Raw genomic sequence first — 20,381 nt, 5'->3', positions numbered from 1 at the left:
GCGGACCCGCCGGGGATCGGGCGTCGGCATGCTCCCGTCCGGCGAAGGTCGCCGGCGCACGGCGTGTCCGCCGACCGAAGTCGGACGGCGCCCGACTTCGGTATGGTCTTCGCCGCGCGGCCGTGAACGCGCCTTCCGCCGGGTCGTACGCTGCGGGGGTTATGGATCCCTCCGCCGCCCCCCGGCACCGGCGCAGCCGGCGCGACTGGCTCGTGGACACGGCGATGTTCGTGCTCGCCGTCGCCTTCGGCTTCTACACGTCGGTGGAGCGTCTGCACGCCACGCCCCTGCCACCGGCGTGGCTTTTCTCCCTCGACCAGCTCGTGAGCATGCTCGGCTGCGCGGCGTTGTGGCTGCGCCGCAGATGGCCGGTCGGGCTCGCGGTGACGCTCGTCGCGCTGTCGGCCGTCTTCGAGATGGTCGCGGGCCCGATGCTGGCCGCGCTCTTCTCGGTCGCGGTCCACCGCCGCCCGCGGACCTCCGGAGCGGTGTTCGGGCTCAGCGTCCTCGCCGCGGTCGTCTTCACATGTCTGCGCCCCGATCCGGACATGCCGCCGCTCGCGCTGCTGACGCTGGGCCTGGCCCTCCAGGGCGCGGCGGTCGGCTGGGGACTGTTCGTCCACCACCGGCGCCGCCTCGTGCTGGCCCAGCGCGACCGCGTGGCCCGGATGGAGACCGAGGCGAGGCTGCGGGCCGAGCAGGCGCAGCACCAGGTCCGCGAGGCCATCGCCCGCGAGATCCACGACGTGCTCGGCCACCGGCTGTCGCTGCTGAGCGTGCACGCGGGGGCGCTGGAGTTCAACCCCGGCGCCGACCCCGCCGACGTCGCCCGCGCGGCGCGGGTGATCAGGGAGAGCGCCCACCAGGCCCTGCAGGACCTGCGCGAGGTGATCGGCGTGCTGCGCGCCCCGACCGGCGAGGCGTCCTCGCCCACACGGCCCGGCCCGCCCGCCCTCGCCGATCTGGAACGGCTCGTCGCGGAGTCGGGGCAGGCGGGCATGCGGGTCGAGCTGTGCGACGACCTCGGCGCGCGAGAGACGGTTCCGGACGGGACGGGCCGCACCGCCTACCGCGTCGCGCAGGAGGCCCTGACCAACGCCCGCAAGCACGCGCCGGGGGCCGGCGTCCGCCTGCGGCTGACGGGCGCTCCCGGCGAGGGCCTGACGGTCGAGGTGGTCAACGACGCCCCCGCCGACGCCGTCGCACCGGACGCCGCCGGTGGGGGCCACGGCCTCGCCGGCCTCGCCGAGCGCGTCGCGCTGGCGGGGGGCCGGCTGGAGCACGGGTCCGTGCGTCGCGACGGCGACGGGGGCCCGGGTGGCTGGCGCGTGCGGGCCTGGCTACCGTGGCCTACATGATCACGCCAGAAGCCGCGCCGATCGGCGTGCTCATCGCCGACGACGACCCCCTGGTCCGGGCCGGCCTGGTGATGATGCTCGGCGGCGCCCCCGACATCCGCGTCCTCGCCCAGGCCGGTGACGGCGCCGAGGCGCTGGCCATGGCCGGGCGGGCGCGGCCGCACGTGGTGCTGATGGACATCCGGATGCCGGTCATGGACGGCCTGGCCGCCACCGAGGCGCTGCGCGCCCGCGACGGCGCGCCCGAGGTGATCGTGCTGACCACCTTCGACGCCGACGAGCACGTGCTGCGCGCCCTGCGCGCGGGCGCCGCCGGGTTCCTGCTCAAGGACACCCCGCCGGGTGAGATCGTCGACGCCATCCGCCGGGTGGCCGCCGGGCATCCGGTCCTGTCGCCGGCGGTCACCCGGCGGCTCATCGCCCGGGTGGCCGAGGACGGTCAGGACCGGCGGCGGGCCCGGGCCGCGGAGCGCCTGGCGCTGCTCAACGACCGGGAGCGGGAGGTCGCGGTGGCGGTCGGCCGGGGCAGTCCGAACGCCGAGATCGCCGCCCGGCTCCACCTGAGCGTCCCCACCGTCAAGACGCACGTGTCGAGCGTCCTCGCCAAGCTCGGCCTCAACAACCGCGTCCAGATCGCCCTGCTCGTCCACGACGCCGGGCTGCTCGACGATCCGCTCGACACGGACGGCTGACCCCCTACGCCACGCGGTACGGCTCGGCCACGTCGTCGCGCAGCGTCAGGCCGTGGCCGGGCGCGTCCGGCGGGCGCACCGCGCCGCCTGTCGGGTCGGCCGCGCCCTCGAACAGGTCGCCCTCGATGCGCACGTGGTCGTGGAACCACTCCATGTGGCGCAGGTTCGGCGTCGCCGCGGCGACCGGCGCGTGCAGGTTGGGCGCGCAGTGCGCCGACACCTCCAGGCCGTGCCCGGCGGCGATCGCGGCCGCGCCGTTCCAGCCCGTGTAGCCGCCGCAGCGGGTGGCGTCGATCTGCAGGCAGTCGACCGCGCCGGCCGCGCACATGCGGGTGAAGTAGACGAGGTCGCCGCCGTACTCCCCGGCCGCGACGTCGGCGTCGGCCCGCTCGCGCACCAGGCGCAGCCCGGCCAGGTCGTCGGAGGACACCGGTTCCTCGAACCACCGCACGTCGTGGTCGCGCATCCGGCGCTCCATCCGCACGGCCTGTTTCGCGCTGTAACCGCCGTTGGCGTCCACATACAGCTCGGCGGCGTCCCCGATGACGCGGCGGGCGAGCCCGACGCGGTGCAGGTCGCGGCCGGGCGCCGTGCCGGCCGACTCCCCGATCTTGATCTTGACGCGGGGGATGCCCTGCTCGTGCGCCCAGCGCGCGAGCTGCGCCGTCGTGACGTCGTCGTCGTACGTGGTGAACCCGCCCGAGCCGTACACGGGCACGCGCTCCCTGGCCAGGCCGAACAGGCGGGCGAGCGGCACGCCGAGCAGCCGGGCCTTGAGGTCCCAGAGCGCGACGTCGACCGCGGAGATCGCGTACCCGGCGACGCCGGTGCGGCTCGCGTTGCGCACCCGGCGGACCATCGCGGTCCACAGGCGCGGCACGTCCATCGGGTCGCCGCCGCGCACCAGGGGCGCGAGCAGGTCCGTGACGACCGTCGCGGCGGCGGCCGGCGCGTAGGTCCAGCCGAGCCCCGCCGCCTCGCCCGCGTCGGCGCGGACCACCACGATCGTGGTCGCGTCCCAGCTCAGCGTGCCGTCGGCCTCCGGGCGGTCGGTCGGCACGCGGTACGCCGCCACATGGAGGTCTCTGATCACAGGCGTGCCCCTACCCGGGCATGACCCTCCGACTCTGGCACAGAGGAAAGATTTTCCATGTGGTGAGTGTTCGGCTTCCCATTCCCCGGGCAGCGCGGCCTATATGACGGAAATCGCCTCCGAAGTACTCATCAGACGGCTCGCCGACTGGGGTGTCGACACCGTCTTCGGGCTCCCCGGGGACGGCATCAACGGCATCATGGAGGGGCTGCGCCGCCAATCCGACCGTGTCCGGTTCGTGCTGGTGCACCACGAGGAGGCGGCCGCGTTCATGGCCGCCGCGCACGCGAAGGCCACCGGCCGCATCGGCGTGTGCCTGGCCACCTCGGGCCCCGGCGGCATCCACCTGCTCAACGGCCTGTACGACGCCAAGCTCGACCACCAGCCGGTGCTGGCCATCACCGGCATGCAGGAGACCAGCGTGCTGGGCACCGGCTACCAGCAGGAGGTCCACCTCGACCGGGTGTTCGAGGACGTGGCCGAGTACAACCTGGTGGTGGACAACCCCGCGCAGCTGCCCGGGGTGGTGGACATCGCCATCCGCACGGCATACGCCCGGCGCGGGGTCGCCCACCTGTGCCTGCCCAACGACGTGCAGGTGGCCCCGGCCGACGCCGACCCCTACCAGCACGTCGCCCCCGCCCGGCCGCCCGCGGCCTCCCCCGTCTACCTGTCCCCGCCCGGCGTGCCGCGCACCGACGACCTGACCGCCGCCGCCGAGGTGCTGAACGCGGCCCGGCGGCCCGCGATCCTGGCCGGGGCCGGCGCCCTGCACGCCCGCGCGGAGGTGCTGGCCGTCGCCGAGACGCTGGGCGCCCCCGTGATCAAGACGCTGCCCGGCAAGGCGGTCATCCCCGACGACTCGCCGTACGCCGTGGGCGGGATCGGCCTGCTCGGCACGAGGCCCGGCGAGGAGCTGGTCGAGGACTGCGACACGCTGCTGATGGTCGGCACCAACTTCCCCTACACCAAGCACCTGCCCGAGCCCGGCAAGGTCCGCGTCGTGCAGATCGACGCCGACCCCGCCCGCGCGGGCGTGCGCATGCCGACCGAGGTGCCGATGATCGGGGACGCCAAGGAGGGGCTCGCCGCGCTGCTGCCGCTGCTGCACCGGAACGAGGACCGGGCGCACCTGGAGAAGTACCAGAAGGCCATGGCCGGGTGGCGGGAGAACATGACCGCCCTGGAGAACCCCGGGCGCACCCCCGTCGCCCCGCAGTACCTGATCGGCTGCGTTGACCGGGCCGCCGCCGACGACGCCATCCTCACCTGCGACTCCGGCACGATCGCGACCTGGGCGGCCCGGCACTGGACGATCCGCGGCGACCGTGAGTTCTACCTGTCGGGCAACCTCGCCAGCATGGCCCCCGGCCTGCCGTACGCGATCGCGGCGCAGCTCGCCCACCCCGGACGGCAGGTGATCGCCTTCATCGGCGACGGCGGCTTCGCGATGCTGATGGCCGAGTTCCTCACCGCGGCGCGTCTCGGCCTGCCGATCACGGTGGTGGTGAACAACAACGGCTCGCTGGGCCAGATCCTGTGGGAGCAGATGGTGCTGGGGTTCCCCGAGCACGGGGTCAGGTTCGGCCCGCCCACCTCCGACTTCTCCGCCTGGGCCCGCTCCTGCGGCGGGTACGGCCGCAAGGTCACCGACCCCGCCGAGGTGGACGAGGCCGTACGGCAGGCCCTCGCCCATCCCGGGCCGGCGCTCGTCGACGTCGACGTCGACCCGAACGAGCCGCCCATGCCGGGCAAGGTCGCCCGCGACCAGGCGGTCAAGTTCGCCGAGGCGTTCCTCAAGGGGCAGCCGCACAAGGCGGCCATCGCGACGACGCTGTTCAAGGACAAGATCTCTCAACTGGGGCGGTGACGCCATGACCAGCCAGGTTCTCGTACCCGCACCCGTGACGGAGCGGCCGCGACAGCCGTACGTGCGGGTGCGCGACCTGGAGCGGGACCTCGCCGCCCGGGTGGACGGCGAGGTCAGGTTCGACCCCGGCAGCCGGGGCGCCTACTCCACCGACGGGTCGAACTACCGCCAGGTGCCGCTGGGCGTGGTGGTGCCGCGCACGGTGGACGCGGCGGCCGAGGCGATCGCGGTCTGCCGGGAGCACGGCGCGCCCGTCACCTCACGGGGCGGCGGGACGAGCCTGGCCGGTCAGACCTGCAACGCCGCCGTGGTGATCGACTGGTCCAAGTACTGCCACCGGCTGGTGTCGGTGGACGCCGCGGCGCGCACCTGCGTGGTCGAGCCCGGCATCGTGCTCGACGTGCTGAACCGGCTGCTGGCCGACACCGGCCTGATGTTCGGGCCGCGCCCGTCCACGCACTCCCAGTGCACGCTCGGCGGCATGATCGGCAACAACTCCTGCGGCTCGACCGCCCAGGCGTACGGCAAGACCGCCGACAACGTCTCACGGCTGGAGATCCTCACCTACGACGGGCAGCGCATGTGGGTGGGGCCGACCGGCGACGAGGAGTTCGGCCGGATCGTCGCCGAGGGCGGGCCGCGGGGGCGCATCTACCGCGAGCTGCGGGCCATCGTGGACGAGCACGCCGGCGAGATCCACCGGCGCTTCCCCGACATCCCCCGGCGGGTGTCGGGCTACAACCTCGACCAGCTCCTGCCCGAGGCCGGGTTCGACCTGGCCCGGGCGCTGGTCGGGTCGGAGGGCACGCTGGTCACCGTGCTGCGGGCCGAGCTGTGCCTGGTGCCCGCGCCGAAGGCGGAGTGCCTCGTCCTGCTGGGCTACCACGACATCGGCGTGGCCGCCGACGCCGTGCCGCGCATCGCCCGCTACGGCCCGCTCCAGCTCGAAGGGGTGGACGACAAGCTCGTGGACTTCGAGCGGCGCAAGCACATGCACCCCGACGCGCTCAAGCGGCTGCCGGAGGGCGGCGGCTGGCTCATGGTCTCCTTCGGCGCCGACTCGCAGAAGGAGGCGGACGCCAGGGCATGTGACCTTCTCGAGGAGCTGAAGGGCAGCGAGCACGCGCCGCACATCTCCTTCATCGACGACGCGAAGACCGAGAAGAAGCTGTGGGAGGTCCGCGAGTCCGGGCTCGGCGCCACCGCGCGCGTTCCCGGGATGCGCGAGACGTGGGAGGGCTTCGAGGACTCCGCCGTCCCGCCCGACCGGCTCGGGGACTACCTGCGCGACCTGCGCCGCCTGTTCGAGGAGTTCGGCTACGGCGACGCCTCCCTGTACGGGCACTTCGGGCAGGGCTGCGTGCACACCCGCATCCCGTTCGACCTGGTGACCGCCGACGGGGTGGCGGCCTTCCGGGCCTTCCTGGAACGGGCCGCCGGCCTCGTCGTCTCCTACGGCGGCTCGCTGTCGGGCGAGCACGGCGACGGGCAGGCCAGGGGCGAACTCCTCACCAGGATGTTCGGGCCCGAGGTCATGACCGCCTTCGAGCGGGTCAAGGCCGTCTTCGACCCCGGCGACCGGATGAACCCGGGCAAGATCGTCGCGCCGTACAAGCTGGACGAGAACCTGCGGCTCGGCCCCGAGTGGACACCCGCCGACCCGCCCGTCCACTTCGGCTATCCCGGCGACGAGGGCAGCTTCCAGCGGGCCGTCATGCGGTGCGTGGGGGTCGGCAAGTGCCGCGAGCACACCGGCGGGGTGATGTGCCCGTCCTACCGGGCCACCGGCGAGGAGGAGCACTCCACCCGCGGACGCTCCCGGCTGCTGTTCGAGATGCTGAACGGCCACGCCGACTCCGCGGTGCGGGACGGCTGGCGTTCCGCCGCCGTGCGCGACGCCCTCGACCTGTGCCTGGCCTGCAAGGGCTGCAGGCACGACTGTCCCATGCAGGTCGACATGGCGACGTACAAGGCCGAGTTCCTCGCCCATCACTACGCCCGGCGGATCCGGCCGGCGGACCACTACGCGATGGGGTGGCTGCCGGTGTGGGCCCGCGTCGCCGCGCTCGCTCCCGGCGTGGTCAACGCGCTGGCGCACGCGCCCGTGCTGTCCGCGCTGGGCAAGCGCCTGGCGGGCCTCGAAACGGCCCGGCCGGTGCCGGACTTCGCGCCGGTCCGCTTCCGCGACTGGTACCGGACGCGCGGGCCCCGGGGTGGAGGGGAGCGCGGGCCCGTGGTGCTGTGGCCGGACACCTTCACCGACAACTTCCATCCCCACGTCGGCCGCGCCGCCGTGGAGGTGCTGGAGTCGGCGGGCTATCGCGTGCTGATCCCGCCGCGCACGCTGTGCTGCGGGCTGACCTGGATCTCGACGGGCCAGCTCGGCGTGGCGCGGCGGGTGCTGCGGCGCACCGTGCGGACCCTCGCCCCGGCGCTGCGCCGCGGCATCCCGATCGTCGGGCTGGAGCCGAGCTGCACGGCGGTGTTCCGCGCCGACGCGCCCGAGCTGTTCGCGCACGACCGGGACTTCGCCCGGCTGCGCGAGCAGACCAGAACCCTCGCCGAACTGCTCGGCGAGACCGACGGCTGGGACCCGCCCCGGATCGACCGGGACGCCGTCGCCCAGCCGCACTGCCATCACCACTCGGTGCTCGGCTTCGGCGCCGACCTGGCCCTGCTGGCCCGCGCCGGGGTGCGGGCCGAGGCGGTTGGCGGCTGCTGCGGCCTCGCCGGGAACTTCGGCTTCACCGCCGGTCACCTGGAGGTGTCGATGACCTGCGCCGAGCACGAGATCCTGCCGGCGATCCGGGCCGCCGGGGCCGGGACGCTCGTCCTCGCCGACGGGTTCAGCTGCCGTACGCAGATCGAGCAGGCGGGAGTGGGACGCCGGGCGGTCCACCTCGCGGAGTTGCTGGCGGCCGGGGTGCGCGGCACCCCGCTCGGCGACCTTCCCGAGTGCCGCGTCGCGTGCAGGCCCGGCCCGGCGCGGGTCCTGGGGACGCGATGAGCGCCGAAATCGCGGAGGAGACCGACCCCGCGCTCGAGGAGGACGCGTGGTCGGTCGAGGACGCCTCCCTCGCCCTGGTGGAGATGACCCTCACCGCGGTGACGCGCGGCGCCGGCCTGTCGGTCACCCAGTTGCGGGTGCTGCTCGCGGTCGACCGGCACGGCCCGCTGAACCTGAGCGGGCTCGCCGACCTGCTGGGCATGTCGGTCTCTGCCACCGGCCGCCTCGTGGCCCGTCTGCACACCGCCGGGCTGCTGACGCGCCTGCTGTCCCCGCACAGCCGCCGCGAGGTCAGCATCGACGTCACGGAGACCGGCAGACGCTCGCTCGAACGCGTCCGCGCCGCGCGCCGCGGGCACATCGCGGCCGCGCTGCGCCGTCTGCCACCGGACAGCCGCCGTACGCTCGCCCGGACACTGCGCGAGTTCACCGCGGCGGCGTCGGACGGCCCCGGCGCAGGCGGCCACGACTGACCACCGGGAGAGGAGTCCCGCATGCGTGCCCTCACCGTCGTCCCGCACCGCGCCGGTTCGCCGGCGCTGACCGAGGTGCCCGATCCCGAGCCCGGGCCGGGCGGCCTTCTCGTGGAGGGCGTGGCCGTCGGCGTCTGCGGAACGGACCGGGAGATCGTGGCCGGCGACTACGGCTGGGCTCCGCCGGACCGGGAACGGCTGGTCATCGGGCACGAGTCCCTCGGCCGCGTACGGCAGGCCCCGCCCGGCTCCGGCTTCGCGCCGGGAGACCTCGTGGTGGGCCTCGTGCGCCGGCCCGACCCCGTGCCGTGCGGAGCATGCGCGCACGGGCAGTACGACATGTGCCGCAACGGCCGCTACACGGAGCGGGGCATCAAGGAGCTCGACGGCTACGCGAGCGAGACGTGGTGCGTCGACGCGTCCTACGCGGTCCGGCTCGCCCCCGGCCTCGGCGAGTGCGGCGTGCTGCTCGAACCCGCGTCGGTGGTGGCCAAGGCGTGGGAGCAGGTCGACAAGGTGGGGGCGCGCTCGTGGTTCGAGCCGCGTACGGCGCTGGTCACCGGCGCGGGGCCCATCGGCCTGCTCGCCGCGCTGCTCGGCGTGCAGCGCGGCCTCGCCGTGCACGTGCTCGACCGCGTCACCACAGGGCCCAAGCCGGCACTCGTCGCGGACCTCGGCGCGGAGTACCACACCGGCTGGGTGGAGGACGTGGTGCGGTCGACCCGGCCGGACGTCGTCATCGAGGCCACCGGCGCCGCCGACGTGGTGTTCGGCGCCATCGCCGCGACCGGCCCGTACGGCATCGTCTGCCTGACCGGGGTCTCTCCGAGCGGGCGGCGGCTCACCCTGGACGCCGGGACGCTCAACCGGGAGATCGTGCTGGAGAACGAGGTCGTCATCGGCACCGTGAACGCCAACCACGACCACTACGCCTTCGCGGCCGGCGCCCTCGCCCGGGCCGACTCCGGCTGGCTCGCCCGGCTGATCTCCCGGCGGGTGCCGCTGCACCGCTACACCGAGGCCTTCGAGCGCCGGGACGACGACGTCAAGGTGGTGCTCACCCTCGGCTGAGGACGGACGAGTCAGCGGTCGCGGTCGGTGGCCAGGCGGGCCAGGGCCTCCAGACCCGCCGCCGCCCCGGGCGCCGGCTCCGCCGACCGCAGCGCCTCCAGCGCCTCGGACAGCAGGTCGTCGACCCTGGCGAGGCTCCACGCCCGCCCACCCGCCTCCTCCACCAGCCGCGCCGCCCGCGGAAGGTCGGTCTGCGCGAGCGGGCGGCGGTACAGCACGGAGAGCGCGCCGCCCGCCCGCGTGCCCGACGTCAGCGCGGCGACGACCGGCAGGGACTTCTTCCGGTTGCGCAGGTCGGAATGGACCGGTTTGCCGGTGACGGCCGGGTCGCCCCAGATACCCAGCAGGTCGTCGACGAGCTGGAACGCCAGGCCCACGCGCTCGCCGAACACGCGCAGGGCGGCCACCTGCTCGGTGGTGGCGCCTCCGTGCAGCCCTCCGAGGGCGCACGCGCAGCCGAACAGGGCGCCCGTCTTGCCCTCCGCCATGCGCACGCACTCCCCCAGGCTCACGTCCGCGCGCTGCTCGAAGCCGAGGTCGGCGCTCTGGCCGTCCAGCAGCGACTGGACGCAGCGGGCCAGCGCCCGCGTGCTCTCGGCGGGCCTGCCGCCCCCGGCGAGCACGGTGAAGGCCAGCGCCAGCAGGGAGTCGCCGGCCAGGATCGCCTCGGCGCGGCCGAAGACGTTCCACACCGTGGGGCGGTGGCGGCGGACCGTGTCGCCGTCCATCACGTCGTCGTGGACCAGGGAGAAGTTGTGCACCAGCTCGACCGCGACGGCGGCCGGCAGCGCCGCGTCCGCGTCTCCCCCGGCGCCCTCCGCCGCCAGCAGCGTGAACGCGGGCCGCAGGGCCTTGCCCCCGCTCGCCCGCACCGGCCGCTCCCGCGCGTCCCACCATCCGAAGTGGTACCCCGCCACCCTGCGCATCGACGGAGGCAGGGTGCCGACCGCATGGCGCAGGGCGGGTTCCACCAGGTCGCGCGTCCGGGCAAGCACGTCTCCCGCGGTCCGCACTCCCGCTGCCACCGGTTCCGTCACGCTCCCACCACCTCGGGCTCGAGTGGACCCACAGGCCGGTTGGACTTGTCGGCATACCCCGGCCGTCACCTCACGACACGTACCCCTCGCCCCATCGGGTCAGACAGGGCCCGGAACCCTCCTCGTCGAGGACCGCGACAACGAATGTGGCGCGCCGCCCGAAATGGGGATTGCAGTCGAGACTGCAATGTGATTGTCGCTGGAACGGGCTCGGCCATCGTGAGCGCGCACCCGCTGCGGGCGGCACCCGGCGGAGTCACTAACGTGTGTCCCGTGCAGGAGAGCGTGCAGGAGATGGTCCTGCGGCCGTTGGGCCGCGGTCGCCTTCAGGTCACCCCGATGGGTCTCGGGCTCGCCGCGCTCGGCCGGCCCGCGTACATCACGCTCGGCCGGGACGCCGACCTCGGCGGCGACCGTGACGTGGCGGCGATGCGGGCGCGCACCTGGGAGGTGCTGGACGCCGCGTGGGCGGCCGGCGTGCGGTACGTCGACGCGGCCCGCTCCTACGGCCTGGCGGAGGAGTTCCTCGCGGGCTGGCTGGCCGATCGGGGCGTCCGGCCCGGCGAGGTCGCCGTCGGCTCGAAGTGGGGCTACGAGTACGTCGGCGGCTGGCGGATGGACGCCGGCCGCCACGAGGAGAAGGACCTGTCCGCCGAGCGGCTGCGCCGTCAGCTCGGCGAGACCCGGGAGCTGCTCGGCGCCCATCTGTCGCTCTACCAGATCCATTCGGCCACGGTGGAGAGCGGTGTGCTCGACGACGAGGAGGTCCTCGGGGAGCTGCGGGCGCTGCGCGCGGAGGGCGTCGCGGTCGGCCTGTCCACCACCGGCCCCCGCCAGGCGGCGACCATCGAGAAGGCGGTCGCGGCCGGGCTCTTCGACACCGTCCAGTCGACGTGGAACCTGCTGGAGCGCTCGGCGGGCGAGGCCCTGGCCCGGGCGCACGCCGCCGGCCTGGGCGTGATCGTCAAGGAGGGCGTGGCCAACGGCAGGCTGACCGCCCACGCCGCGCCGCCGGCGCTGGCGCGCGCGGCACGCGAACGCGGCGTCACCCCCGACGCCCTGGCACTCGCCGCCGTGCTCGCCCGCCCGTGGGCGGGGGTCGTGCTGAGCGGCGCGGCCACGACCGCTCAGCTCGCCGGGAACCTGACGGCGCTCGCCGTCACCTGGGACGAGGAGGCCGAGGAGACCCTCGCCGGACTGACGGAGGACGCCGAGACCTACTGGGCCCGCCGCGCCGTCCTCCCCTGGACCTGACGGTCAGCTCAGGAACTCGCCGTCCTTGAGCTCCAGCACGCGGTCGGCCAGGCCGACGAGGCCCTCGTCGTGCGTGGCCACCAGCGCGGTGACGCCCTCGCCCCGGACGAGCGCCCGCAGCAGCTCCATGATCTGGCGGGCGGTCTGGGAATCGAGCTGACCGGTCGGCTCGTCGGCGAGCAGCAGGCGGGGCCGGTTGGCCAGGGCCCTGGCGATGGCCACGCGCTGCTGCTGGCCACCCGACAGCTCGTAGGGCCGCTGCTCGGCCTGATCGGACAGCCCGACCAGGGACAGCAGCACCTTCACCCGCTCCTCCCTGTCCTTGGCCGGAACCCGCGCCAGCCGCAGCGGCACGCCCACGTTCTCGGCGGCCGACAGCACCGGGATCAGCCGGAACGACTGGAAGACGAACCCGACGACGTCGCGGCGCAGCCGCAGCAGGCCCTCCTCGGGCAGCTCGGGCACCGGCTGCCCTGCTACCCGCACCCGCCCCTCGTCGGGCCGGTCCAGGCCGCCGACCAGGTTGAGCAGCGTCGTCTTGCCCGCGCCGGAACGACCGCGGATCGCGACCAGCTCGCCCGGGTGAGCCTCGAAGGAGACCCCTCTCAGCGCGCGCACGCCCTTGGGATAGGTCTTGCGCAGGCCCTCGACGACGACCAGCGGCTCACTCATTCATCTCTTCCTCTGTGTCGTCGCCGGCGGCCGAGGGCCAGACCCCGATGTGGTCGCGTTCGAGCTCCAGGCGCACCCGGTGCTCCATCGACAGGGCGTTGATGAACTCTCTCGGCAGTTGCAGGCGCCCGGCCCGGTCGAGCACCGCGTACTCCTCGGCGACCACCCTCCCGTCGGAGGACGTGCGGCGGAACGTCTCGCTGGAGGTGCGGCCGTCCCGGATGCCGATGGTCCGGTCGACCTGCTCCGACACCATCGGGTCGTGCGTCACGACGACGGTCGTGACGCCGAGCTCCCGGTTGGCGTGGCGGAGCACGCCGAAGACCGTCTCGGCGCTCTCGCTGTCCAGCTCCCCGGTGGGCTCGTCGGCGAGCACCACCTCGGGCGCGTTGGCGAGGGCGACGGCGACGGCCACCCGCTGCTGCTCGCCGCCGGACATCTCCCCGGGCCGCCGATCCGCGCGGTCCGCCATCCCCGTCAGTTCCAGCAGCTCGTCCGTACGGGACGACCTGGCCGGCCGGGACGTGCCGCCGGCCAGCCGCATGGGGAGCGTGACGTTCTCCCGGGCGGTGAGGTACGGCAGCAGGTTGCGGGCGGTCTGCTGCCAGACGAAGCCCACGACCGAGCGCCGGTAGCGGAGGCGGTCGCGCGGGGTCATGGACAGCAGGTCGATTCCGGCGACCCGGGCCAGCCCGGCTGTGGGCACGTCGAGCCCCGACAGGATGTTGAGCAGCGTCGACTTGCCCGATCCCGAGGCCCCGACGATCGCCACCAGCTCACCCCGGCCGATGAGCAGGTCGAGGCCCTGCAGGGCGACCACCTCGACCGCGGCGGATCCCTCGGTCTTGTAGATCCGCACGAGGTTGTCGCACAGGATGTGGGCGTCCGCGCCGAACGCGGGGCCACCCCGCGTGGCCCGGGCCTCCAGGTCAGCCAGCGTGTCCACGGCTTCCTCCCAGATAGGCGCCCGTGAGGGCGACGGCGGCGACCCCGGCGGCGAGGGCACCGGCCAGGACACAGGGCAGGACGGGCAGGAGCGCGGCGGCCGCGAGGGCGCCCTGGCGCCCGCCCGCGTACGCCGACAGGTCGATTCCGGGCCCGAGCAGCGCGGGCATGGCGAGACCGGCCGCCAGCCCGGCGACGGCGGTCAGGACGAGCAGCGGGGCCGCCTCCAGGACCGTGATCAGGCCGGCCTGCCTGCGGCTGAGGCCGAGGGCGCGCAGCAGGCCGAGGTCCTCCGCCCGCCGGGCCGCGCCTCCGGTCAGCGCGATCGCGACGGCCGCCAGCGCGTACGCGGCCAGCGCCGCGGCGGCGACCCGCAGCGCGGCGGTCAGCGCCGCCGTCAGCGGCGTGCCGGTGATGTCGGCGAGCGCGTCCGCCACGGTGGTCATGCTCGCGCCGGACGGCAGCAGCGGCCTGACCGCGCCGGCGTCTCCCGCGATCAGCAACGTGTTGACGTGCTCGGGAGCCGTGGGGAGGACGATGAGGGCGCCGTCCCCCGCCCGCACCCCCGGCATCGCGTCGACGGTCCCCGCCGGGGTGACCGTCATCCGCGCGGGCCAGCCGATCTCGAAGCTCCGCATGGCGGACAGGTCGGGCGAGACGAGCACACCGGTCCCCGGCGCAGGCAGGTGGAGCGGGCTGCCCGCGACCAGCCGGCGGTAGGCGCCGAGATCGACCGCGACGACCGTGGCCGGCCGCCCGCCGAAGCCCACCTCGGCGACCGTCGTCCCGGCCGCGGCCGGGACGACGGCCCTGACGCCCGGCGCGTGGCGGATCCGCTCCAGCGTCTCCGGAGCGATTCCCTGCGCGCGCTCCACCCTGATCTCGGCGCCGATCCGCTCCCACGCCGCCTGCCGCTGGGCCTCCTCCAGCCCTCCGGCGGTGACCATGCCGTACGCCGCCAGCGCGACGGCCGGCAGCAGCGTGAGCACCGGCAGCGCGGCGCCCGGCACGGCCCGGGCGGCGGCGAGGCCGAGGAACGGCACGGCGGCGGAGCGCCGGGCGGCGGCCCGGAAGGCCAGGTGGATCACGGCCGGGCCGGCGCGCAGCACCGCCAGCGCGGCCGCCTGCGCCAGCAGCACGGGCGCCAGTGCGAGGAAGGCGTCGCCGGTGGCGAGGCCGCGGGTGCGCAGGAGATGGAGGCTCGTCACGGCGACCACGAGCACCAGGATCTCCATCACCATCCTGCGGAGAGCCTTCCCGGACCGTCGGTCGGTGGACTGGCGCAGCGCGACGGCGGCGCAGGCGATCGCGACGGTCCCCGCCGCCAGCGCGGCCGGTCCCAGCCGCGCGACCGCCGTCGGGGCGCCCGGCACGAAGCCCGCGGCCACCTGGCCCGCCGCGGCCGCCGGCACCGCCGCGAGCGCGACCGCTCCCCCGCAGGCGAGCACGACCTGGGCCAGGGACGCACCGCGGGCGCGCATCAGCAGCAGATCGCCGTGCACCCGCCCGACGAGCAGCAGCACGGCCAGGGCCGTGGTGCCCAGGCACACGACGGCCAGCCCGCCCAGGAACACCGTGATCAGCGCGCGTGTGACGGCCAACCGGTCCAGGTACTCCCGCAGGATCCGGTCGAACCCGGTCGACAGGGCGAGTTCGAGGTCCTGCCTGCCCAGGCGGCGGCCGAACTCCTCCGTGGCGGCGAGCACGGCCGCCGCGTTGCCCGCGGTGACGCGGTCCGCCGCCGGGGTGACGAGCCAACGGAAGACCATCGGCAGTTCGGCGCCCGCGAGGCTGTCGCCGTCGGTGAGCGCGGTGACGATCAGGTCGTCCTCCGTGGCGAGCGGCACGCGGTGGTGGATGACGTAGGTGAGCTCCGGCTCGATGGCCCAGAACCGGTCGGCGGAACGCGCCGGCTCGAACAGGCCGGTGACCTTCGCGGTCAAAGCGCCGAGGCGGAGGGTGTCGCCCGTCTTGATCGACATCTCCGTGGCGGCGACCACGGGGACGGCCACCTCGAGACGGGTGCCCGAGCCGGGGCCCGGGGGGCCGCCCTCGACGTACCGCACCCGCCGGTCCGCCCCGGAGACCCATTTCAGCGTCAGATACCGATGCGTCTGCTCGTTCAGCAGCATCGGCGGGGCGGAGAAATCGAAGAACGGGACGGGGTCGGCGACCTCCCGCAGCGCCGGGGGGAGCAGCTCGCGCCAGGCGGCGTCCGCCCTGGCCGCCTCGGCCGTCGTCCGCATCGGCGTCAGGTCGAAGCGGCGGGTGAACTGGACCGCCAGCGACGCCGTGGCGGGCGGGGCGGAGCCGATGACCGACCTTGCCGCCGCGTCGAGGGAGGACTCGACCATCCGGGGCAGGGCCGAGACGACCAGGGCGGCGCCGAACACCAGCGCGGCCAGCAGCGCCACCACGCCCCTGTGCACACCCAGAAGGCGGATCACGACGCCTCCCCAGCACGCAGCGCGGCGGCCGGCTCACGGCGGTGCAGCGACCGCGCGAGTCCCGCCACGATCACCAGCAGCACCGCGAGGACCGCGGCGGCCAGCGCCGCCACCTGAGACCACGGCACGTCGAGCAGCACCGGCAGCCCGCCTGCGGTCGCGTATCCCGCGGTCACCATCGGCGGCACCACCGCGGCGGACACGGCCACGGCGAGCGCCGCTCCGCCGGCCAGCGACAGCCCGATCACGAACGACTGCTCGGCGGCGAGCAGGCCGAGCGTCTGCCGGAAGCTCACGCCGAGGGCGCCGAGCACGGCGAACTCGCCCCTGCGCTCGCGCGCCGCGACCGCGGCGTTGACCAGGAATCCCAGCACGGCGAACGCCAGCGCCGCCGCGAAGCCGAGCAGCAGCGCGCCCTGCAGGCCGGCCGCCGTGGGGTCGTCCCTGAGACTCGCGGTGAGCGCGGCCACGTCGACGACGTCCCCGCGGCCGGCGGCCAGCGCGGCGGCGGCTCGCGCGGTGTCGTGCCCGTCGGCGGCCAGCCACCATTCCGTCACCTGCCCCTCGGCGCCTTTCCCCCGAAGCGCCGTAAGGTCGGCGAGCAGGGCCGGGGCGCCCTCCGGCGTGCCGGGCATCGCGGTGACGACGCCCACGACCCGGATCGGGATCGCCGCCGTGCCGGCCGTGATCCTGGTGGTGTCCGCCAATCCGGGGGTCACCACGACCGGAAGAAGCGGCTGTCCGGCGGACCCGGCGATCCGGGAGGCCAGCGTGGCCGGCGACAGCTCCGACAGGTCGGGGCGCAGCATCAGGACACGGCCCAGCTGCGCCGCGTCCGCGGCGATGAGGGTGGCGTCCGCGCCGTCAGCGACGACCGTGGCGCGGTGCGCGGGCACCGCCGCCGCGATCCCCGGCAGCGTGGTGAAGGTTCGCGCGTCGTCCCCGGGGAGGGCCGGGACGCGCAGGGCGGCGCCGGCGAGATGCCTGGCCCGGTCCTCCTGGGCGCCGCGCCAGGTCGCGGCGGTGGTCAGGGACAGCACGCCGATCGCCGTCGCCATCGTCAGCAGCAGCGCCGGACCCGAATAGCGGGCCGGGCGCCGGCTCACCTGCCGGGCGGCCGTCGCCGGCCCGAACCCGGGGCGCCGCCGCGTCGCCCGCTCGGCGACCCTGGCGACTGCGGGCACCAGCCGCAGGGCGGCCATCCCCCCGCAGAGCAGGGCGAGCGCCGGTCCCGCCCCGACCAGCGGGTCGAGCCCGAGCTCGCCGCCGAGGCGCGCGGTCTCCGGCGCGTCCTGTCCGCGCAGGCGCCAGACGGCGAGCGCCGCCAGGACGAGCAGCGCCACGTCGGCTCCGGCCCGCTGGAGCAGGCCCGGCCGGTCGGCGCGTCCGCGCGCCGCCTGCTCCTCGACGTACGTGCGGCGGGCGGCGAGCAGCGGCGGGGCGGCCAGCATGGCGGCGCAGGCGAGCGCGACCACCGCTGCGACCGCGAAGGTGGCCCCGTCAGGCGCGCGGGGCGGCGCCACGCCGGTAGCCTCGATCCAGGGGAACGCGTTCACCAGTCGCAGGAGCACGGGCGCGAGGAACGGCGCCGCGGGCGCGCAGGGCAGCGCGATCAGCAGCGCCTCCCCCGCCGCCATGGCGGCGAGCCGCGGTGACCCGCCGCCCCTCGATCGCAGCAGGGCCGTCTCCATCCGGCGGTGCTCGGCGAGCAGCCGCGCGGTCAGCGCCAGCGCGTACGCGCTCAGCACCAGCAGTTGGAGCACCGGCACCAGCATGGTCGAGCGGGCGACCAGGGCGCCGCGGTCGAGCCGCAGCAGCATGCCGGACAGCGTCTCGGTGAGCGTGCACCGGGGGCAGCCGGACCGCACGGCGGCGGAGGTCCCGGCGACCGAGGCCGCGAACGGCCGCAGCCGGTCGGGGGAAAGCCGGCGCAGGTCGGGTTCGGCGAGCCAGCGGGCCGAGACACCGGTCCCGAAGCGGCCGAGGAAGGCGCCCTCCGGCACGACCAGGGGCCCGCGGGAGGTGAAGTCGCCGGTCCGCGTGCCGTAACGCAGCAGGTCCTCCCCCTTCCAGCGCGGGTCGTCGGGGTCGCGGAGCCGGAAGACGCCGGTGACGTGCACGCGGACCGGCTTTCCGTCCAGGCGTCCGACGACGGTGAACTCGTCGCCGGCGGACACTCCCATCGCCCGGGCGGCCGGCTCCGAGAGCGCCGCCGCCGTCTTCTCCGTGGGCCAGCGCCCGCTCACCAGGTCCGCCTGGCCGTCCAGTCCCTCGTACGCGGCGAACCGGGTCAGGACGGGCTGGTCGCCGCGATCCTGTCCCTTCAGCGCGTACGAGGCGGACTCGACGCGTACGGTGACCCGTACGGGCACCTCTTCGTGGGCGTGGGCGATCCCCGCGCGGACGGCGCGGTCGATTCGGGCGAAGTCCCCGGCCGTCACCGAGGAGGTAACGACGGTCGCGGTGGACGCGAGCGGCGCCGTCTCCAGGGCCCGCCGCAGGCCCGCCTGGGTCGCCGACCCCGCATGCAGCAGCAGAGCCGAGATCGCGGTGGTGGCGAGCAGGATGGAGCCGAACGCGGCGGCCAGCAGCAGTGGCTCGGCCGGCGCGCGCCGGACCACCAGCGGCAGCCGCGCCCGCACCATCCTCACCATCCGGGCCTGACCACGCTCATCCCGGCATCATGACAAGCATGATCGAGAAGCACCACCGTTACGGTCATCTAAGGTGAGGGGAAAACGGGCCGAGGAGGGCTGCATGCCTGCGGTGGGGCCGCTGCTCACGGGAGATCCGGCCGAGATCGGCGGCTATCGGCTGGAGGGCCGCCTCGGCGCGGGCGGCCAGGGGGTGGTCTACCTCGGCCGTGCGGCCGGGGGCGCGCCGGTGGCGGTCAAGCTGCTGCATGAGGGCTGGTCGGGGGACGAGGACGCCCGCCGCCGCTTCGCGCGGGAGATCGCCGCCGCGGGGCGGGTCGCGCCGTTCTGCGTGGCCCGGGTGCTCGACTTCGACCTGGACGGCCCGCGGCCCTACGTCGTGAGCGAGTACGTGGAGGGCCCCACGCTGCAGCGGGCAGGACGGCGGTCCGGGCCCGCCCTGCACCGGCTGGCCGTGGCGACCGCGACCGCACTCGCCGCCGTGCACCAGGCCGGGATCGTCCACCGCGACTTCAAGCCCGCCAACGTGCTGCTGGGGTCCGACGGTCCGAGGGTCGTCGACTTCGGGGTCGCCCGCGGTCTCGGCGCGACCACGGCGACCGGCGGCACCGTCGGCACGCCCGCCTACATGGCGCCCGAGCAGATCGCCGGCGAGCCGCCCGCGCCCGCCTGGGACGTGTTCGCGTGGGGCGGCGTGATGGTGTTCGCGGCCACCGGCAGGCCGCCGTTCGGCGACGACGCGCTGCCCGCCGTGCTGAACCGCGTGCTCACCAAGGAGCCCGACCTCGGCGACCTGGAAGAGCCGTTGCGCTCCATCGTCGCGCTGGCCCTGCGCAAGAACCCCGCCGAGCGCCCGGGCATCCTCGACATCACGATGCGGCTGCTCGCCGCGGTTCCGGAGGGGACCGCCGGGAGCCTCCCCGCCGTGCTCACCGCCGGACGGCATTCCGTGGCTCCGGAACCCGGCACCGTCCCCTCACGGCGGGGCTCCGGCCGCCGCCGCGGGCTGCTCGCGGGGGCGGCGGTCACCCTCGCGGCCGCGACGACCGGGGGCGTGCTGCTGTCGGTGCTGCCGTCCGAAGGCGCCGCCGAAAACGTCGCCGGGGGCGACGCGCGCGGCACGGCGGTCGCCGCCGCCGTGTCCACTCCGGCGGCGAGTCCCAGCCCCTCATTCAGCCCCTCGCCCACGCCGGCGTCCGCTCCGACTCCCACTGCGCGCGTGCCGCTGCGCTTCACCGCGCGCTTCGCGGGCGTGTGGCGCGGCAGGGTGGACTACGAGCCCGGCGCGTACGACACGCTCGTGCTGACCGTGCCGAAGGGCGGCGACACGGTCACCGAGCGGTTCGTCGACTACCACTGCGTGGGCACCTCCAGGCTCCAGGTGGTCAGCGGGACGACGGTGCGGCTGAAGCGGGTCTCAATGCGGGGCAACTGCGTGCGCAACGGCACGATCTACCTCACCGTCCACGACAACGGGACGATGACGTTCGACTACAACGGGCACGGCGAGAACAAGTGGACGAGGGACGAGCCGTTCCACATGATCGCCACCTTGAAGCGCACGTGACCGAAGCGCACCTAGCGTCCCCGCTAGATCAGACAGACCACACTTGCGGGACATCCGACACAAAGGTGTATGTTGACCACCGCAAGCGACGGACGCGGAGGAAGCCGGTGTGAATCCGGCGCGGTCCCGCCACTGTCACCGGGGAGCGACCCTCACCCACGCCACTGCCCAGCACGGGCGGGAAGGCTGAGGGAAGCGCCGATCCGGGAGCCAGGATACTCCGGCCGTCGGACCTTCTACC

The 20,381-nt window shown here is 75.0% G+C and carries 14 protein-coding genes and 1 riboswitch; of the genes, 8 read left to right on the top strand and 6 right to left on the bottom strand.

Features of this window, described 5'->3' with window-relative positions; genetic code table 11:
- The first annotated feature begins 161 nt into the window (after nucleotides 1-161).
- Together HHX41_RS29395 and HHX41_RS29390 are read left to right on the top strand one after the other, a co-directional pair.
- The gene (locus HHX41_RS29395) at nucleotides 162-1,358 is read left to right on the top strand and encodes a sensor histidine kinase (RefSeq protein ID WP_182908544.1); all 1,197 of its coding nucleotides are present in this window, start codon (nucleotides 162-164) and stop codon (nucleotides 1,356-1,358) included.
- Nucleotides 1,355-2,050: a response regulator transcription factor gene (locus HHX41_RS29390; RefSeq protein WP_182908543.1), complete on the top strand. Its 696-nt coding sequence runs from the start codon at nucleotides 1,355-1,357 to the stop codon at nucleotides 2,048-2,050. The genes HHX41_RS29395 and HHX41_RS29390 overlap by 4 nt, the downstream gene beginning before the upstream one ends.
- Before the next feature lie 4 nt (nucleotides 2,051-2,054).
- Here the strand turns inward: HHX41_RS29390 and HHX41_RS29385 are convergent, their stop codons facing one another.
- Nucleotides 2,055-3,143 carry an enolase C-terminal domain-like protein gene (locus HHX41_RS29385; protein WP_182908542.1) on the bottom strand — a complete coding sequence of 363 codons (1,089 nt, stop codon included), beginning with the start codon at nucleotides 3,141-3,143 and terminating at the stop codon, nucleotides 2,055-2,057.
- A gap of 103 nt (nucleotides 3,144-3,246) precedes the next feature.
- Here HHX41_RS29385 and HHX41_RS29380 point away from each other — a divergent pair, with 103 nt between their 5' ends.
- From HHX41_RS29380 to HHX41_RS29365, 4 genes are read left to right on the top strand one after another with little or no spacing between them, the layout of a single operon-like run.
- Complete coding sequence (locus tag HHX41_RS29380; RefSeq protein WP_182908541.1) at nucleotides 3,247-5,013, top strand: thiamine pyrophosphate-dependent enzyme; 1,767 nt, start codon at nucleotides 3,247-3,249, stop codon at nucleotides 5,011-5,013.
- 4 nt (nucleotides 5,014-5,017) lie between these two features.
- The gene (locus HHX41_RS29375; protein ID WP_182908540.1) at nucleotides 5,018-8,020 is read left to right on the top strand and encodes an FAD-binding and (Fe-S)-binding domain-containing protein; all 3,003 of its coding nucleotides are present in this window, start codon (nucleotides 5,018-5,020) and stop codon (nucleotides 8,018-8,020) included.
- Nucleotides 8,017-8,493, top strand: a complete 477-nt coding sequence (locus HHX41_RS29370; RefSeq protein ID WP_182908539.1) for a MarR family winged helix-turn-helix transcriptional regulator — start codon at nucleotides 8,017-8,019, stop codon at nucleotides 8,491-8,493. The genes HHX41_RS29375 and HHX41_RS29370 overlap by 4 nt, the downstream gene beginning before the upstream one ends.
- A gap of 21 nt (nucleotides 8,494-8,514) precedes the next feature.
- Nucleotides 8,515-9,564 (top strand): glucose 1-dehydrogenase, encoded by a 1,050-nt coding sequence (locus tag HHX41_RS29365; protein WP_182908538.1) that lies wholly within the window; start codon nucleotides 8,515-8,517, stop codon nucleotides 9,562-9,564.
- A gap of 11 nt (nucleotides 9,565-9,575) precedes the next feature.
- Here HHX41_RS29365 and HHX41_RS29360 read toward each other — a convergent pair whose 3' ends face one another.
- On the bottom strand, nucleotides 9,576-10,601 hold the full coding sequence (locus tag HHX41_RS29360; protein ID WP_310742242.1) for a family 2 encapsulin nanocompartment cargo protein polyprenyl transferase: 1,026 nt from the start codon (nucleotides 10,599-10,601) through the stop codon (nucleotides 9,576-9,578).
- Between the two features lie 273 nt (nucleotides 10,602-10,874).
- Between HHX41_RS29360 and HHX41_RS29355 the strand changes: the two genes are divergently transcribed.
- Nucleotides 10,875-11,855, top strand: coding sequence for an aldo/keto reductase (locus HHX41_RS29355; RefSeq protein WP_310742241.1), 981 nt, complete (start codon nucleotides 10,875-10,877; stop codon nucleotides 11,853-11,855).
- Nucleotides 11,856-11,858: 3 nt separating this feature from the next.
- Here HHX41_RS29355 and HHX41_RS29350 read toward each other — a convergent pair whose 3' ends face one another.
- From HHX41_RS29350 to HHX41_RS29335, 4 genes are read right to left on the bottom strand one after another with little or no spacing between them, the layout of a single operon-like run.
- Complete coding sequence (locus HHX41_RS29350) at nucleotides 11,859-12,527, bottom strand: ABC transporter ATP-binding protein (protein WP_182908537.1); 669 nt, start codon at nucleotides 12,525-12,527, stop codon at nucleotides 11,859-11,861.
- A complete protein-coding gene (locus tag HHX41_RS29345; protein ID WP_310742240.1) occupies nucleotides 12,520-13,473 on the bottom strand; it encodes an ABC transporter ATP-binding protein in 954 nt (317 codons plus the stop codon). Before HHX41_RS29345 ends, HHX41_RS29350 begins: the two co-directional genes overlap by 8 nt.
- A complete protein-coding gene (locus HHX41_RS29340) occupies nucleotides 13,457-15,919 on the bottom strand; it encodes an FtsX-like permease family protein (protein ID WP_182908536.1) in 2,463 nt (820 codons plus the stop codon). Before HHX41_RS29340 ends, HHX41_RS29345 begins: the two co-directional genes overlap by 17 nt.
- Nucleotides 15,916-18,573 carry an FtsX-like permease family protein gene (locus HHX41_RS29335; RefSeq protein WP_182908535.1) on the bottom strand — a complete coding sequence of 886 codons (2,658 nt, stop codon included), beginning with the start codon at nucleotides 18,571-18,573 and terminating at the stop codon, nucleotides 15,916-15,918. The genes HHX41_RS29340 and HHX41_RS29335 overlap by 4 nt, the downstream gene beginning before the upstream one ends.
- A gap of 103 nt (nucleotides 18,574-18,676) precedes the next feature.
- Here HHX41_RS29335 and HHX41_RS29330 point away from each other — a divergent pair, with 103 nt between their 5' ends.
- A complete protein-coding gene (locus HHX41_RS29330) occupies nucleotides 18,677-20,140 on the top strand; it encodes a serine/threonine-protein kinase (RefSeq protein WP_182908534.1) in 1,464 nt (487 codons plus the stop codon).
- Between the two features lie 97 nt (nucleotides 20,141-20,237).
- A riboswitch (cobalamin riboswitch) is annotated at nucleotides 20,238-20,361 on the top strand.
- Nucleotides 20,362-20,381 lie beyond the last annotated feature (20 nt).

Origin of the sequence: Microbispora sp. H13382, assembly GCF_014161445.1 — a bacterium.
Classification (GTDB): domain Bacteria; phylum Actinomycetota; class Actinomycetes; order Streptosporangiales; family Streptosporangiaceae; genus Microbispora.
The sequence above is the reverse complement of the archived record's forward strand: the minus strand, read 5'-3'. Positions and strand labels throughout refer to the sequence as shown.